Genomic DNA, 15,569 nt, shown 5'->3' with positions numbered 1-15,569 from the left:
AAAATACGGTTCTAAAGATTTCGTATCAAGCATGTGATACTACCTCACTTTTCTATTTAGAATGTCACTAACTTATTTCCGTATTTGGAATAGCCTGTTTCTATGGATAGTATCCAATCATTTAAATCTTCCCAGTCATATCCCTTATCTTTTAAATCTGGTGGAAAGCGATTCTCAAAATTATCACGCATTCCATACATAGTTTCTAATGCTTTCTCTAGTGGACCGAATCCATATACAACATGTGTTTTCACTCGTTTGTTTTTCTTTTCTGCTACAACCAAATATACATATCGTTTTTCCTTTGCTAAAACAAACTTCAAGACCCCCGGCATTTGACTCATCTTCAACTTCCCCTTTCAGTTTTCCTTACTCTTATCTTTTACGTATGAGTAAGGAAAACTGGTATTTGTATCATATTAACTCAAGAGATGTCTCGTTTTTTTGCTCTGAAAATATAAGAATACGCTCATCATCACAATATTTATTACACCAGCTGCAGCCCCGATTTTTGAAATAACATATACATATTCATTACTACTAAACGGCAAGAGACTCAAAAAAATAAAGAAAGTTGAAATAAAAAAAGATAAGAACATGTTTCTTTTGTTTCCATTCATTTATGGACCTCCTTTTTGAATAAGTATCGATATTAAGCTGCATCATTGCGGTTATAGTGGCGGTTCTTTTCATCTACAAATCCTTTAATGTTCCACACACCAGCCCTTGTTTCTTTTGCTTCTTTTTCTGCTTCTAGCATTTCTGGTAGCAATGTAGTATTAGGTCTAGAAATATAGGCTATAATCCCATAACCCGATTTGATCATTATTTCGTTGATGTGTATTCCATCACAAAAGACATAAGCTAATTTCCTACCGTATTTGTCTTCTTTTTGCCCTCGATCATAAACCAAAGTTACACTTTTCCCTTCTAGCTGTTTCCTTAAAAAGGAAGAGGCTTCTTTTCCCATCTTTTGTGGTGGGATTTTATTAGATACAGACTCAGGGGTATCTAATAAAAGTAACCTTACCGTCTGTTTCTGCCCCTTTACGTTTACGTCTATCGTATCTCCGTCTTTAATATGTAATACCTTCCCTTTAACGGTCTCTAAGCCTTTTAATTTCCCTTTATAAGCTTCTGGAATATCAACAATACCTTTCCCTTCTACGTTCTGTTGTATTCCGTTTTGTACTGCTTGGGCAGGTCTCGAATCATTTTTTGTTTGCACGGAACTGCTACATGCTGACATTTGAATTACGAATGATGTTATACAAATAGCTTTAATCCATATTTTCATATCGAAATTTCTTCCTCCTACTTAAAATACGTAAATAGCTGCATCTAATAAACAAACGGACTATTCATAGTATTTACTTCTCGATAATTACAACATAGGCAAAACTGTATCCATTTTGGATGATCATTATAAAGTGCTGTATATGACCGTTCCTTACACTGCGGGCATATTGACACCATACTTTCTTCATTCTCTTCCTGACTTTTCAATTTTTCAAAAGATACATTAGCAGATGCTATATTACTGGTACACAATATATATCCCCCTTTTGAGTCTTGAAATTCTAAAAATACATAAAAAAGGACACACCTATGGCATATGTATGCGTAGGTGTGTCCTTTTGCAAGATAGTTTTAGAAGTATTTTGTTACTTTCATCATATCATAGTTCCTATTAATTTTATATATGAAATTTAAGATTTTATGATATTATTTCTTTTTATTCATTATAAATGTAATACGTTGTTTTTGTACATCATAGGTTAATTTTGCATCGAATTTTTCTCCGGTTTTCTTACTTTCAAATCCTGAGATTGTATCGGTCATATTCTTCTCTAATAACTTTTTTACTTGTGCGCTAGTTATTTTCTTTTTCAAAATGCTTCCAGACACAATGAATTCGCAAGGATTTTTGTAATGTTCACATAAATAAGTAGTTTTTCCTACAATTACCCTTCCTTGGCACAAAGGACATTTCCCTATAGTACGATCATCCGTTGTTGGACGTTCAAAACAAATGCTAAGATCTTCTTTTAATCGGATAGCTGCAGTGAATTCTCCGTACTCTCCTTTAAAACCATGAATGAAGTCAGTAACGCGATTCTTCAATAATTTCTTAATCTGGCTATCAGATAATTTCTTTTCTTTAATTTTAGCTGATATCGCAAAATTACATCCGTTTTGATATTCTGAACACCCAAAAAACTTATCACGGTTTAAAATGTGTCCCTTTTGACACTTTGGACACTGACCTAGCGATAATTCTTCAACTGTAGGCAAATTAAAGCTTACTTCACCATTTATAAATGCTAGATAAGCAGAAAACTCTTTGCCATTAGATTTAAATCCTTTTATAACGTCCGTTTTGTTCTCTTCAAACAGTTTTTTTACTTGCACTGTAGGAATTGTTTTGTCTTTAATTTTCTTAGGCAAGCCAATGTTACAGTTCGGATGATTGCTGCACCCGAAAAACTTTCCTCTATCTAAAATTATTCCATTTCCACAAGGGCATTGGCATACTTCTATTTGTTGCTTCCAGGTTTCTATTAGATTATACGAAACTGTATCAGGAATTCTTATAATCTCTTGTGTTATTTTTTGTACAAACGCATTTGTTTGTACAATGAAGTCTTTATAACTCATTTCATTCTTTTCAATACGGTGTATCATTCCTTCCATTTCTGCTGTGTACAGTGGATCTTTAATTTGCTGAACAGGAAATTGTTCAATAAAAGCACGACCAATTGGAGTTGTTATAATTTTTCCCTTTTCAATGTCTATAAAATTCTTCTCGTGTAAAGCCGGAATAAAAGCTGCTTCTGTTGCAACGGTTCCAATTCGTTTTCCTTTCATTAGCTCTTTTAAATGTTCATCATCAATTTTACGACCAGCCGTTTCCATGAAAGTAAGAATTGAGCTTTCTGTGTGTAGAGCAGGTTTCTTTGTTTTAGATTCCAGCAACTCAAAATCACAGACTTGAAGTTTATGCCCTTTTTGCAGAATAGGCATTTTGAATGCTTCCATACTTTCTTCTTCTACTTCCTCTTTAAACACTTCTAGAAATCCTTTTTCTCGAAGTACACTTTCTTTTGTTTGATAGATATTTCCCATCGTATCAATAAAGGATACATCTCTTACCAGGTACACTGCAGGACGCATAAAATTACCCACAAAACGTTTTACCACGAGGCTATATAGTTGTTTTTCAATCTCGGGACGACCTTCCTCTTGGTATTGTTTTGTCGTCGGTATAATAGCAAAATGACTTGATACAAGATCATCATCAAATGTTTTATGTTTTATATCAATGGCAGCAATATCGACGGATTGTACCAGTAAAGAATAACGACTCTTAGCTAGCGCCTGCATAACACCTTTTACTCGTTCCACTTGTTCTGTAGGTAAATGCCTAGACGAAGAGCGTGGATAGGTTATAAAACCTTCTTCATACAAGTTCTGAATGTATTTTTTTGCAGTTTCAGCATTAATTTGTAATTGTGCATGGGCATCTTTGTACAAGTCTGTTAAGTTGTATAGCAATTTAGGATTTTGCTTCCTAGTGCCCTCTTTAAATTCCTCAACCGTGAGATATTGACCTTTTAGCTTCTCCCCTAAACTCCTTAATGGCGATGGGTTTAACACCTGATCTTCTGTTTTCATAACTGGAGTGAGTCCTAAATTTGTTACTAGCTGCAGATGATAATAAGACTGTTCCTTATAGTTTTCAATTGCTAACTCACGTTGACGGATCTCATGTAGCAAACACATTTGTACACGGCCAGATGACAATAAGAATTTATTTTGTGCTAATTTTGTGGTGCATCCCCTGGTTATATTCATTCCTAATAGATAATCCAGATACTGCCTTGCTTTAGCAGAATAAGCTAGTCCATCATACTTAGACGCGCTTTCTAATCGATTGAGAGCTGCTTCAAGTTCTGCAGCTTCAAAAGAGGATTTATAAACACGAGATTGCTTTTTATTCACACCTGCGTATTCATACACTTCTCTATAGATTAACTCTCCCTCGCGGTCCGCGTCACAGATATTCACGGCATGGTCAACATCAGGTCGCTGTAACAGTTTAACAAGTATTTGTAGTTGCTCTGCATTTTCTTGTATCACCTTATACGATGGTTGAAAAATTAAAGGTAAATGTTCTAACTGAAACACTTTATACTTTGGATCCATCTCTTCCGGATTTTTCAGTTCCAGTAAATGTCCACGGCACCAACTGACAATATAATGATCATTTTCATAATAACCGTAATAAGGTTTGCTCCCAATGTACTTTTGTGAGTGACGGAATCGTGGCGATTTCATAATTTCATTGGCCACTTTTGGTTTTTCTGCAATAAATAACGTTTTCCCCATAACTTTTTCCTCCTTAAACAAAAAAAGGACACACCTACGCTATGGTTATGCGTAGGTGTGTCCTTTTGCAATATGATTTTTTAGTATTGGATTACTATAATTATAGCACATATCACATTTAATATACATGATGTCTGATTCATTCACTATCAATATTTAACCTTAAACGTTTTTAAAAGAGGAGGAAACTGTTCTTTTAGCTTTTCTTCTACGAAGTTGCAATCCTCAACAAAAATATATGCGTAAATCATATTATGATTCTCTAAACATTTATAGCAATTTAAGTGTAAGTTACTATTACTTTTATGTCCATTTACATGAGCCATTCCTCTTCCATAAATAATATCACTTTCTCCCCAATATAACACAAAGTAGTTTTCTTTAATGGGTTTGATTTCACGATTACTTTCTTCTAAACCACCTAATTCTTTAGCCTCTTTAATTAACATTTCCTTTTGCTTTTTATCTAACTCACAAGCCAGCCCATAAACAACTCCATTATTATTTGGATTACTAGAATCCCTACAATTTTTCCAAGTATCCACTTTGAATTGAAAATTACCCAATAACTTTGTTTCTCTCCTATTCATCTTTTTTATATTCTTTCTCATAAATGATAATAGATCCATTACTTTAAGCTCCCCACTTCAATATCATTTTAATTTTATATTAAAATATTAACATTTTACTTATTGTTTTTTTGATTAATAAGTAGAATAAATTAAGATATACTAATGTCGTAAATTAAAAAATAAAATATTCTTAAAAGATAAATCCTCACAACTAACTTACTTCAAAATATAGTCTTAAATTCTATCATTTTTTCGATTTAAATATACTTTTGGCGAAATTATTGGACTAAGAATAATTAAAGAAAAGGATACATCTTTATAAAAAATGTATCCTTTTCTTTTGAATTAATATCCACCTACTGATTTGTTTTTTTCATAAAATCTTTCGGATCTCCTTTTAGCTTGTAATACTTCATGTTAAGACGAATAGCTACTACAGAGATTACAATAAACCCTATTACATATAACATATATCTCTCCATTTCTTATTGTTTAGCAAACTTATTCTGTAAATACTTCACATGTTTCTTTTTAATATCTTTATCCGTAATGTTCGCTCGCGATATTGTTTGATAAATATGCTGGATCTCGTCATTTGTTAGTTGCACATCAGTATATGATTCAATACATTTTTGTAGATCGTTATAATACAGGGCATGTTTATCTTTAGAATGAACATGTACTCTTTTTAGACTGCATTTTGGATGAAACGCAGCAATCGAAATACACGGCAGCTGTTGTTCCATCACCCATTCAATTGCTTTTATATGTTTATAGTTTTGTCGAAATGGATTTTGAAAAGAGTGTTTCTTTCTAAAGATACCTTGTGTCCATCTTGCTGCTTTCTCACTTCCATAGATCCAGCCCTCATAGTTCTTCGTCTCTACAACAAATACACCTGTTTCAGCGATAACAATATGGTCGATTTGCGTTGTATCACCATACTCCGTATTAACCGTAACATCATGTAACACGCAATAACTTTGAGAATCCAACTTGCTCAATATACGTTTTACTAATTTCTCTCCGGCTTTTCCTTTCCATTTCGGTACATGTTTTTTTACAACAATATTCAACGGAATGAGAACCGCAATGAGAATTAATTCAAATATCAATACTTTCATAATAGAAGCCCCCTTTTTACACCCTTGCGTTTCTGCGCATTAAACGATATACATGCGTTTCTAATCCTAAAATAAAATATGAGATACATAAGCCTTTAATCACCATCTCTACGAAGCCTAATGCTAATGAAACAAGGAGCCCACCTCGAAACTGAAAAGGTCTAGTCACTCTTCGATTTACTGGTTTTTCAATGACGCCAAAGTTGGCCCAGGTAGGCAAACGTTTTTCCACATTTTTCACGGTACCCATTAATCCGTATTTTAACGATAGAATGAAACATCCGATTAATAAATAAACAACAGAAGAAAAATAGATAGATAGGCCTATTACGAAGCATGTCAGTAACCAGCCTATTAATATAGAATTTCGCAAAGCAATATATTCTCGATTTCTATTCAATACAAACAGTCCTTTCAAAATTAATAAGGTTATTTTTATTTGGAAAATATTTACATTTATTTATAAGCATGATATGATACGTCTATATTAATTTACGAATTAGCCTAAAAAGGATTGTGATAGACATGTTAAAACTTGTAGTAAATAATACCGGAACAGAACCAGAAAGTGATTCAGCTTTTTCAAACTATTTCACCTGCAAAGACTGTGTATATTATCTTTCAAAATCAGATTCTTGCAGTCTGCAATTAGCAGCTGATTCAAATAATCCCCTTGTCCCTTATGAGTGTGGTAACTTTGAGGAAACCTATGAAATCGGAACGGAAGATCCATTGAATTCACACATACATCAGAAACTTCGTGAAGAGAAAGCGCAAATACTAGCTGAAAGCTATCCAGCACAACCTTCTATTGATCCAATTCATAAAGACGCTATATGGTATGGATCAGTAAACTATGGTTGTTGGATTATAAATGATTCGAAGAAACGTTTTGCACTTGCAGAACAGGTTCCTTTCGGTGATAATAATATGTCATCTAAAAAATACGCATCTCCTTTTCCTTTACATGACCATGGTGCAAAAGAAGGTATCCGACACTATATGTGTTGGTACGTAAATGAAAAAGGGATTGGCGAATACCATCTTCTTATTGGTGGTGTCATCATGAAAATTGCAGAAGGAGTTAAGAAACTTGGATTCAATTACTAATCGTATCTACAAGAAAAGAATGTTAGAACATACCATACTATTTAGTTTGGTACAGCTGGTACCACTGATCGTATCTACCGGTATCATATATATATTGCTAGAACTTACTGATACGGAGTGGAAAACCTGGTTTAGTTATGAAGGAATCTTTGTAATTATTTTTCTTATAACGAGGTTCCAGGTGTTCCAGAATAAGAAAAGTATTATTTCTTTGAATCAATATGAAAAGTGGTTTTCAAAGTTAAATATTTTCTTGGTCTCTATATTTCTAGTATTATTTGCATCCATACCAACTCTATTAAAGATCGCTTTCATTCTACAAATGACTATTATTCTATATCTATTAGAGCGTATTTGTTTGTATATTAATCGTTTACCGACACATAATTTATATAGGATAAAAGAGATCATTTGTGATAAAAAACAACTACAAATCGAACGAATCATTCCAAATAATGAAGAACACGGTACTCATACAATCAAAACAAAAGATGGGCAATACTTTTTATATACCGCTGTGTATTTGAGCGGCATACTATCGCCAATTTCAGAAGAAGTATTTGAAGAATATGAAAGAAAGAACCTAATGGGTAGATAAAAGGTACTGAATGAAGATTCAGTACCTTTTCTATCCTTATATATAGTTCTTTACATATTAGCAAATAGCCATGGAGCGAGTACGGCTAACATACACAGCAAACAAGATCCCGTTATGACACGATTGGCCCAACGGTAATATTCCGGCTGTTTCGTACTCTCATGAATTCTTCTTAAACGAATACCTGCGATTAACATAAAGGGTGTGAAAATAAGTGCTGTTGCTTTAAACAGGTCTAAAAAATCCGTAAAGATGTTCATAAATGAAAATACATCGGAACTAAACAAGAAGTATACACTTAGTCTCATCGACATCATGCTGATAAATGAGAAAATCATACTTCCGGTTGCCCACTTCATCCATTGACCATTCTTTGTAATTAATGCCATAACCATGACAATAACGCCTAATACGAATGAAATAGAAAAGATATTGACTCCTACTTTAAAAGCCGGCACATACAATCCTTCAATCTTTTGTATGATTGATGATCCAAATGAATCATCTTTCTCTGTTGTTTTCGTTCGATTGTTTAGTCCATCTGTAAATGATGACGAAACATCATTTCCTTTTAACTCATTAAAATCTACTTTTACAGAAGCTTGAGCTGCTTGTAAGGGTACAAGTAATAAAATCATCAAAACAAGCGTGCATAAGACTCCTATCATTCCTTTTTCTCGTTTCATCACACATCACCCGCTAATTTTGGTTTGATGCTCTTTAATTTGATTTCATTTCCTTCTGCAGCATAATAAAGATCTGCTGCATAATAGATATTTGCTTTTGTATATGCCCCCATAATTGCATTTGCAATTTCTTCTTTTTCTACTGCCACATATGTTTCATTTTCATTGTAAAACTCAATTTCAATTCGGTTAATATTATTATTTAATACTGTAATATGTAATTCTTTTAAGCTATCTAAGCGATTCCCTAATCCACATACCAACTTAAATACTTTATTTGCAATTGTTGGTGGTTTTACATACGTCGTATTAAAATGAATCGTTTCATCATCTATCACACCATCTTCCTCGACTTCACACGTCATAATGAAAGAATGATTTTGTTTTTCAATTTCTTGTTGACTCAACTTGCGATCAATGACATACTTCACGCTTGTTGACAGGTTTTCTATATATTCATCCGGTTCGGTATTTGAAATTTTAACCTCTGAGAATTCCGGAAAAATCATGTAAGCGTGTATATTAGAACTACTTTTACTTACACGTAATACCTGGACTTGTTTCTTTTCATAGCGCACCGTTTGTTCTAATTTTTCTACTACATTGTTACTTATGGAATTAATATTCATTTACATTCACCTTTCAAAATTGTTATTTTTTCAACTCAAAAATATTTTTTTACTTCATATAATCCTCATGTTTGGATTTAATCTATTTTAAGCATTGTAATATTACGAAGAGTTCTCAATTCCCCTGTTTTAAGACTGTTAATCACTTGAATCTCAAAACATTTCAATATTACAATGACGTACAATGTCTCATTATAGTCGAATATCTTTATATGGTGAATCATTCTGTCCCACTCATTTGTACAAAAATAAAAAAATGTTTTATTCTTGTACAAATGAGTGAGATAATGCTGTATTTCATGCTATTTTACTAAGAAAATACAACTAGGAAATAGATTTATACATTCCCTAGTTGTCTATTACTCCATTCAACTAGTGTATAAGAATAAGGTGAATCGACCTTTAATTCCATATACAGTAATTGATTTTCTGGTAATATCTCTCCCTCTGTATGAATCCAATAACGCTTTTTATTAGACATATTCATGACACGTGTCAGTCCTTGCTCTCTTCCTATCACTTTTGCAGTCCACTTCACAAAATCCATATCTCCTACATCGGATACTCCTTGTTGAACAGGAAAAATGTGTTCTGTTTCCGGTGGAATTGAAACATATTCTGGTTGTGGATACATGTCCTCATATTCGCATAATTCTTCAGGTATATCCTCATCACTTGGAAAAGGAATATCACAAACAACTTCAGGAGTAGGAGTATGATGAAAAGATTCAGCATACTCCACTTCTTCTATATCCTCATTTTCGAATCTGTTACTCTCTTCCTCACCCAGATTCTTATGAACAGATGTAGCAACTAAATCATATATACTTGCTACATCCTTTTCTAAGGTGATTTCTTTTGTTGGAACAGTAACACGCTCTTGTTCCCTTCCAATAGGCTTGTTTTCTCTTGGGCACCAATAAACGGGGCGTTCCACCGGTTTATTTTCCATTTCTTTTTTCTTGGCTTCTTCCATTAGAAATTTTTTCTTTGAATTACGAACTACCAAAAACACATAACAAAATAGACCAATAAATATTTTTGTAAACATAATATTCCCCTCTCGATCATCCAAATAAATCGAACTCAAACTGTCCATCGATTACTTTGTTTTTTCGTTTTCCTTTCTTTTTAGAAGAATCCACTTCTACAATAACTGAATCCCAGAATGTGATATCCTGTTTTTGCACAAGCATACGCTTATCAGTATTCAGTGTTGTTAAAGCTCGAATGACATCTTCTATTTCTCCATCTATTTCAAGTACATTCTGCTTCACTCGAACACCAGGTACTTGCTCTTTTTTAATACATTCAACGGCCCTTTGTACAAATTGAGCCTCTTTCATAAATGCTACGTCCATCGTTCCTGGTAATTTCTCCACCCAATTCGTAAATTGAATTTCAATTGATTCAAATACAGGCGCAACGACATTACCTATGTTTGCAAGAACCCGCTTCGATTCATCAGATGCTGCTTTTGTCCATTCCTCTGTTGAACCCTTTAATTGATTTCCACTCTTAATGTTTTGAATTAATAGAGTCTGTAGATCTCCATTATCACCAAGCATTGCATTCAGCCCATCGCTTGTAGCCTCACCGTTCATTGCTTCAGCAGCTTTATTCTTTTGGGCAATTAATTGCGCCATCTGCTGCTGGAACGTTTCTCGGTATCCAAGATAGAAGGTCCTACATTGTTTAGTTTGTCCAATACGGCAGTGTCTTCTAGCTGCCTGATTCAACGCGAATAAACTAAATGGTAATTGATAAAATATCAATGTAGGTGTTGCCAGTAAATCAAGACCCACCTTCACTAATTCTAGCGAGCATATAATTACATTCACACCGCTATTCACTTGATCTTTTAGCCATTCACTACGTTTTGGTGGAGTAACTGTATTGGTACGGAGAATAGCTACTTTCGCACCAGGTATTTGCTCTACAACCTTCTGTAAACGGGGTTGAACGTCTCGTTCTTTTACTGTAGATCCTGTATCACATACGTATACGATTGTTGGACGGCCCTCAGAAATTTCTGTACGCAATATATCTTGCAACTCCTTCTCTTTAGGCTGTATACAATCCTCATCAAATTTGAATGTATCATTAGACCAAACCAGTTCTTTTTCTGCATCATCTAAGTAATAGTTCGGATAATGGATCATATTGTCTGGATATGCATTACCTGTACGAATATAAGAAAGCCACAGTTTTCCGGCGTCTGGTGTACCTTTCGCTGCTTCAATTGCTTTTTCAAACGACTCTTTCATATGCTCATAGGCTTGCTTTTGTTCTTCCGACATATCGACAAGAATCGTAGGTACATTAATTAACTCCACAGGATTTGGCCACACATCTTTTAAGCGTACATTAATGTTTGTATCCATTAAAAATTGGGTAAACACATAAGGTGAAATACCAGGTACAACCTTCGTTTTATCTAATATACCTTGTGCTCCGCGTGAAGCTATATTAGATGTAACCTCACCATCATGGTAATATGTTCTCTCGATGTTTCCGTAGGTTTCATTCCATTCCATGAAAAAACTGTATTCAAAACCACTTTTCACCATTTTTTGAGGGAATAAACGCCATAACGTATAGAATACATCGCTTGCGCGGCCACCAAATAATGTACCTGTTCCAGCTACAACTTTCTTACAAACCTTTGCTAAACTTCCTAAGGCAGTTCCTTGTGCTGTTTCACTTTTTAATTCGTGGACTTCGTCACAAATTAAAGCATCAAAAAAGTGTTTCATTTTTCTACGAATATACTCAACAGTAGCTACCTTTCGATATGCTCTTCCTGATTGCTTCGCATCATATGGCTTCACACGATTCTCTAACTCTAGTTGTTTTTGCAGCGGTTTATTTCCCTCTTTTATTGCTTGCAATAATTTATTTTCATATTTGGTCCAATCTTTAAAACTTGCATATTTTGTTTTTACTTTTGGACTCCAAATATTTGAATTACAATCAGCACATACACTGTTTTTATTTGTTTTCGAATCTAAGTCAATTCCTGTAAAATCTTTATACTGACAGACTTCTTTCTGTTCGCCATTAGCTTGGTGAACCATGATAGAAGATGTTTTTTTACGTAACTTAGCACCACAATCTGGGCAGTAATATCCATTCTTATAATATCTTTGCACCTCTTCCTCCGATTTCTTGGGAAGTGCAATTTTCTTATAAGGCAATGGCATTTGTTTGATAGAATCCCCTCGCATCGTTGTAAAACTAATGACAAAAAAGGTTGGTTTTTCTGGTTTTGGTCTTCCTGCCTGAATCCAAGATTGATGAATGCGAATTAAATCCTCTGTACGTTTAATCAGATGTACGTCTGCGTCTGGTATTAAGTGTCGTATTTCTTCTTTTGCCCACTTCTCAGTAAGAGTCGGTGGAACAAATACGCAGGTACGATACCCTTTTTTCCCGGTTAAATGGAAATATCCATCTACTGTCGCTGTCATAATTGCACTTTATGTGTGGCATCTCAATCCGTAAGGATTGAGGTAGCCACTACCCATTTCGGGTGCGATAGGTAAGACTTTGAAGTAATCTCCACCTTTTCCCCCGCCCCACACCGTACGTGCGATTTTCACCGCATACGGCGTTCCATCGGGAAACCATATTTCAAACTGTTGTCTCAGTTCTCCATAAAGACTGTTATAGCATTACGACTATAACCGCCATTACACTAATTTGTTCAAATACGAATAAGAGTTAATTTATCCTCGAAAGCCGTACTTACTTAACCTCTTTAAGCAACTTTCTAAGTTGCTCTATTTTCTTTCCACCTTTTGTATTGGTAACGGGATTTTCGTTGTGAACCAGCTTGTGGCATGTTTTGCACAAGGAAACCAGATTTATCACCTTATTGACTTTATTAAGCGGTAGTTTAGGGTTTTTATGATGTGTGTTAAGATTCCATTCATTTAGCTGAACCTTACAACAGTTACATTTTCCCCTATCTCTGTTAAATGCGTATTCTCTATTCAGATAGAATTCAAAGTTATATATCGGATAACGGTTGTTGAGTTGGTAGAAAGGAATCTCTTCTTGGAAGAAATTCGGTCTTTCTAGTGCCTCACGTTTGCCGGTTGTCCGTTTATAAATACTTCGGCCATTATCTGTATAGGGCGACATTAAGAGATTCACTTTCATCGCATTACGTTTTGGCGTAAATGCAAATTTGGTGATTCCTACTTTAGCTCCATGTTCTTCAATGAAGAATACTTTACTTTTTTGCTCTTTGTGTCTATCTCTTCTATTTAAGAGAGTATCCGCTGGAGTGGTTAGTTGATAATATCGTCCACGTCGATTGTTCATAAACAACCATGTTCTCCATTGGGCGTAATGAATACGTTTGTCAAACCCTTGAAATATAGTAGATACATTGGCGATTTTATAATAATTTGCTATGCCAACAATCTTTGAGTTGATACTCTCGATTATGGCAACCTGTTTGGATTTATTACCACGATGGTCATAAAGGGTTTTAATATTTTTATTAATCTCCTTTATTTTCAACTTGGCTTTATCCATGTTAGGGATAGCTTTTCCTTGTATGTTGCCTTTTCTAAGCCGATGTTCTTCTGCAAAAATCCAGAATCCTAAGAAATTGACTCTATTCGTTCTCACATCAGTGATTAAGGTCTTCTCTTTGGACAGCTCCAGTTTCAATTGGTGGTTAAAATATTTCTCCACTTTTTTGAGAATCCGCTTGGCATTTCCCTCGCTTTTACAAAGGATAACCCAGTCATCTGCGTATCGAATTAGAAATGTATCTTCATGTCTTTGTCGGACACGTTGTAGTCCATTTCTAGAAACGTCTTTGACCTTGTATCTAGCTGGATGCTCTTGGAACATTCTAGCAATCTCCCAATCAAAATAATTAAGATAAATGTTAGCCAAAAGAGGTGAGATGATACCGCCTTGTGGTGAACCACTAACGTTATCTCTGACCTTTCCTTCTTCCATAATTCCTGCTTTTAGCATTTTCTTAATCATCATAAGCACTCTTTTGTCTCGGATTCCTATTTTCCACATTATTTCAATCAACTTATTGTGATTGATGTTATCGAAATACCCTTTAATATCGCCTTCAATTACCCAATAGGTTTTGCTTCTCCTGATACGTTCAAGTGTTTCAGCAATAGCTTGCTCAGCTGAACGCATTGGTCTGAAACCAAAGCTATAATGATAAAATTTAGCTTCGGCTATGGGTTCAATGACAATTTTGGCTATTTCTTGTATGATGCGGTCTATCATGTTAGGAATACCCAAAGGACGTTGCTTACCATTTGATTTTGGAATGTACTTTCTTCTTACTGGACTAGGTTGATAGTTATTAATGTTCCTACGAATTAGAGACATCAACTTATCTCTGCCCATTTGAAGATAGTAGTCCATAGTCTTACCATCAGTGCCAGCAGTTTTGCTTCCTTTATTACCCTTGATATTATGAATGGCGGTCAGTATAGTCTGCTCGTTCTTCATAAGTTCAATTAGGTTATAGAAAGGTTTACTACTTTCTTTGGCTATTCGGTACATGCTATCGAGTGCTAGTTTTAGCTCTTTTTCGTTTTGTGGAAATTGTTTATTATCCTTCATTTTTATATGGATCGCCCCCTTGATTAGAGAAATGGACTATCCGAAATGAATTAACTCTTTTACTCTCACATGGTTCGTTTGAACATTTCCTCAATTAGTGCAATACTTCTCGACTAACACCCTTCCCTAGAATAGTTTCTCTCCTCTCCTACACTTCGTTGCAGAAGCAACTTATAGCAAGATACAAACGGCTATTCATCATAGGTACTATGGTGTCGCTGACTTCCAATAAGTTTCATAGGCTCCAATACCTCCGCTTATTGGCTCTCGCACGTTCCCTTTAAACCAGCCCTTCTTTTACATTCCTTAGATGCCCTCTATACTCCGACGCTACTTGTTCATGAGTAGACTATTCCTAACTCTCATGAATCTTATATAAACTCTGGAAAGACCTATATAAGCAATTTCTCCTCAGGCAAGAGAGAAATATCTTCACGCAAGACCCAATCATATATCTCGTTATTAGATTGGGGAATGAGTAACGGAGCGTACATACGAGGGTTCGATTTCGCTCATCATAGAATGTTTTTAAAGCCTACCGCCCTAAATCCACGTTTAACGAGTTCGCTTCAAGGACGGCTTCACCTAGCTTCAGACCCCTATCACATTGGAATGATAGGCGCATGTAGGAGTCTCATAGACATGACTTGAATTGGAATATTAGTCATGACAGGGAATTTTCACCCTGTAAATCGTTTAAAGAGTTGTAACCAATCTTAATAAGATTTGGCCCCCGCTTTTCGTGTTTAAGCTACACTTATAGCGGAACGTGCCGCACTGCCCGTGCTCATTTCCCCCTGCAAGATGATTCCCTTTTGTACTTGTAAAGCTTTTGCTACACCTGTTGC

14 protein-coding genes are annotated in these 15,569 nt (G+C 35.0%); 2 read left to right on the top strand and 12 right to left on the bottom strand.

What is annotated here, in order from left to right; genetic code table 11:
• Positions 1-56: 56 nt before the first annotated feature.
• From ACS2CR_RS29875 to ACS2CR_RS29845, 7 genes are all read right to left on the bottom strand, one after another.
• Complete coding sequence (locus ACS2CR_RS29875; RefSeq protein ID WP_000081052.1) at positions 57-344, bottom strand: hypothetical protein; 288 nt, start codon at positions 342-344, stop codon at positions 57-59.
• 75 nt (positions 345-419) lie between these two features.
• Entirely contained in the window at positions 420-620 is a 201-nt protein-coding gene (locus tag ACS2CR_RS29870) for a hypothetical protein (RefSeq protein WP_001014119.1), read from the bottom strand.
• Positions 621-652: 32 nt separating this feature from the next.
• Positions 653-1,297: a thermonuclease family protein gene (locus ACS2CR_RS29865; RefSeq protein ID WP_000708139.1), complete on the bottom strand. Its 645-nt coding sequence runs from the start codon at positions 1,295-1,297 to the stop codon at positions 653-655.
• Positions 1,298-1,725: 428 nt separating this feature from the next.
• On the bottom strand, positions 1,726-4,389 hold the full coding sequence (locus tag ACS2CR_RS29860; RefSeq protein ID WP_153602723.1) for a type IA DNA topoisomerase: 2,664 nt from the start codon (positions 4,387-4,389) through the stop codon (positions 1,726-1,728).
• Positions 4,390-4,538: 149 nt separating this feature from the next.
• Positions 4,539-5,018, bottom strand: a complete 480-nt coding sequence (locus ACS2CR_RS29855) for a hypothetical protein (protein WP_153602724.1) — start codon at positions 5,016-5,018, stop codon at positions 4,539-4,541.
• A 428-nt stretch (positions 5,019-5,446) separates the two neighbouring features.
• Positions 5,447-6,085: a nuclease-related domain-containing protein gene (locus tag ACS2CR_RS29850; protein WP_153602725.1), complete on the bottom strand. Its 639-nt coding sequence runs from the start codon at positions 6,083-6,085 to the stop codon at positions 5,447-5,449.
• A gap of 16 nt (positions 6,086-6,101) precedes the next feature.
• A complete protein-coding gene (locus ACS2CR_RS29845; RefSeq protein WP_080000448.1) occupies positions 6,102-6,485 on the bottom strand; it encodes a hypothetical protein in 384 nt (127 codons plus the stop codon).
• 125 nt (positions 6,486-6,610) lie between these two features.
• On the opposite strand from ACS2CR_RS29845, the gene ACS2CR_RS29840 reads away from it, so the two are divergent.
• Both ACS2CR_RS29840 and ACS2CR_RS29835 read left to right on the top strand, forming a co-directional pair.
• Positions 6,611-7,195 (top strand): hypothetical protein, encoded by a 585-nt coding sequence (locus ACS2CR_RS29840; protein WP_153602726.1) that lies wholly within the window; start codon positions 6,611-6,613, stop codon positions 7,193-7,195.
• Between the two features lie 19 nt (positions 7,196-7,214).
• Positions 7,215-7,793 (top strand): hypothetical protein, encoded by a 579-nt coding sequence (locus tag ACS2CR_RS29835; RefSeq protein ID WP_309567830.1) that lies wholly within the window; start codon positions 7,215-7,217, stop codon positions 7,791-7,793.
• A 50-nt stretch (positions 7,794-7,843) separates the two neighbouring features.
• Here ACS2CR_RS29835 and ACS2CR_RS29830 read toward each other — a convergent pair whose 3' ends face one another.
• The 5 genes from ACS2CR_RS29830 to ltrA form a co-directional block, all read right to left on the bottom strand.
• Positions 7,844-8,479 carry a hypothetical protein gene (locus tag ACS2CR_RS29830; RefSeq protein ID WP_153602728.1) on the bottom strand — a complete coding sequence of 212 codons (636 nt, stop codon included), beginning with the start codon at positions 8,477-8,479 and terminating at the stop codon, positions 7,844-7,846.
• A complete protein-coding gene (locus ACS2CR_RS29825) occupies positions 8,479-9,108 on the bottom strand; it encodes a hypothetical protein (RefSeq protein ID WP_153602729.1) in 630 nt (209 codons plus the stop codon). Before ACS2CR_RS29825 ends, ACS2CR_RS29830 begins: the two co-directional genes overlap by 1 nt.
• Positions 9,109-9,445: 337 nt before the next feature.
• Positions 9,446-10,159, bottom strand: a complete 714-nt coding sequence (locus tag ACS2CR_RS29820; protein ID WP_153602730.1) for a transposase — start codon at positions 10,157-10,159, stop codon at positions 9,446-9,448.
• Between the two features lie 16 nt (positions 10,160-10,175).
• Positions 10,176-12,581: an ATP-dependent helicase gene (locus tag ACS2CR_RS29815; protein ID WP_309567829.1), complete on the bottom strand. Its 2,406-nt coding sequence runs from the start codon at positions 12,579-12,581 to the stop codon at positions 10,176-10,178.
• Positions 12,582-12,855: 274 nt separating this feature from the next.
• Positions 12,856-14,721 carry a group II intron reverse transcriptase/maturase gene (ltrA, locus tag ACS2CR_RS29810; protein ID WP_000654328.1) on the bottom strand — a complete coding sequence of 622 codons (1,866 nt, stop codon included), beginning with the start codon at positions 14,719-14,721 and terminating at the stop codon, positions 12,856-12,858.
• Between the last annotated feature and the right edge of the window lie 848 nt (positions 14,722-15,569).

Origin of the sequence: Bacillus cereus group sp. BceL291 (assembly GCF_051776705.1) — a bacterium.
GTDB classification, from domain to species: Bacteria; Bacillota; Bacilli; order Bacillales; family Bacillaceae_G; genus Bacillus_A; species Bacillus_A cereus.
Note: the sequence above shows the minus strand (reverse complement) of the source record. Positions and strands in the feature narration are given on the sequence as shown.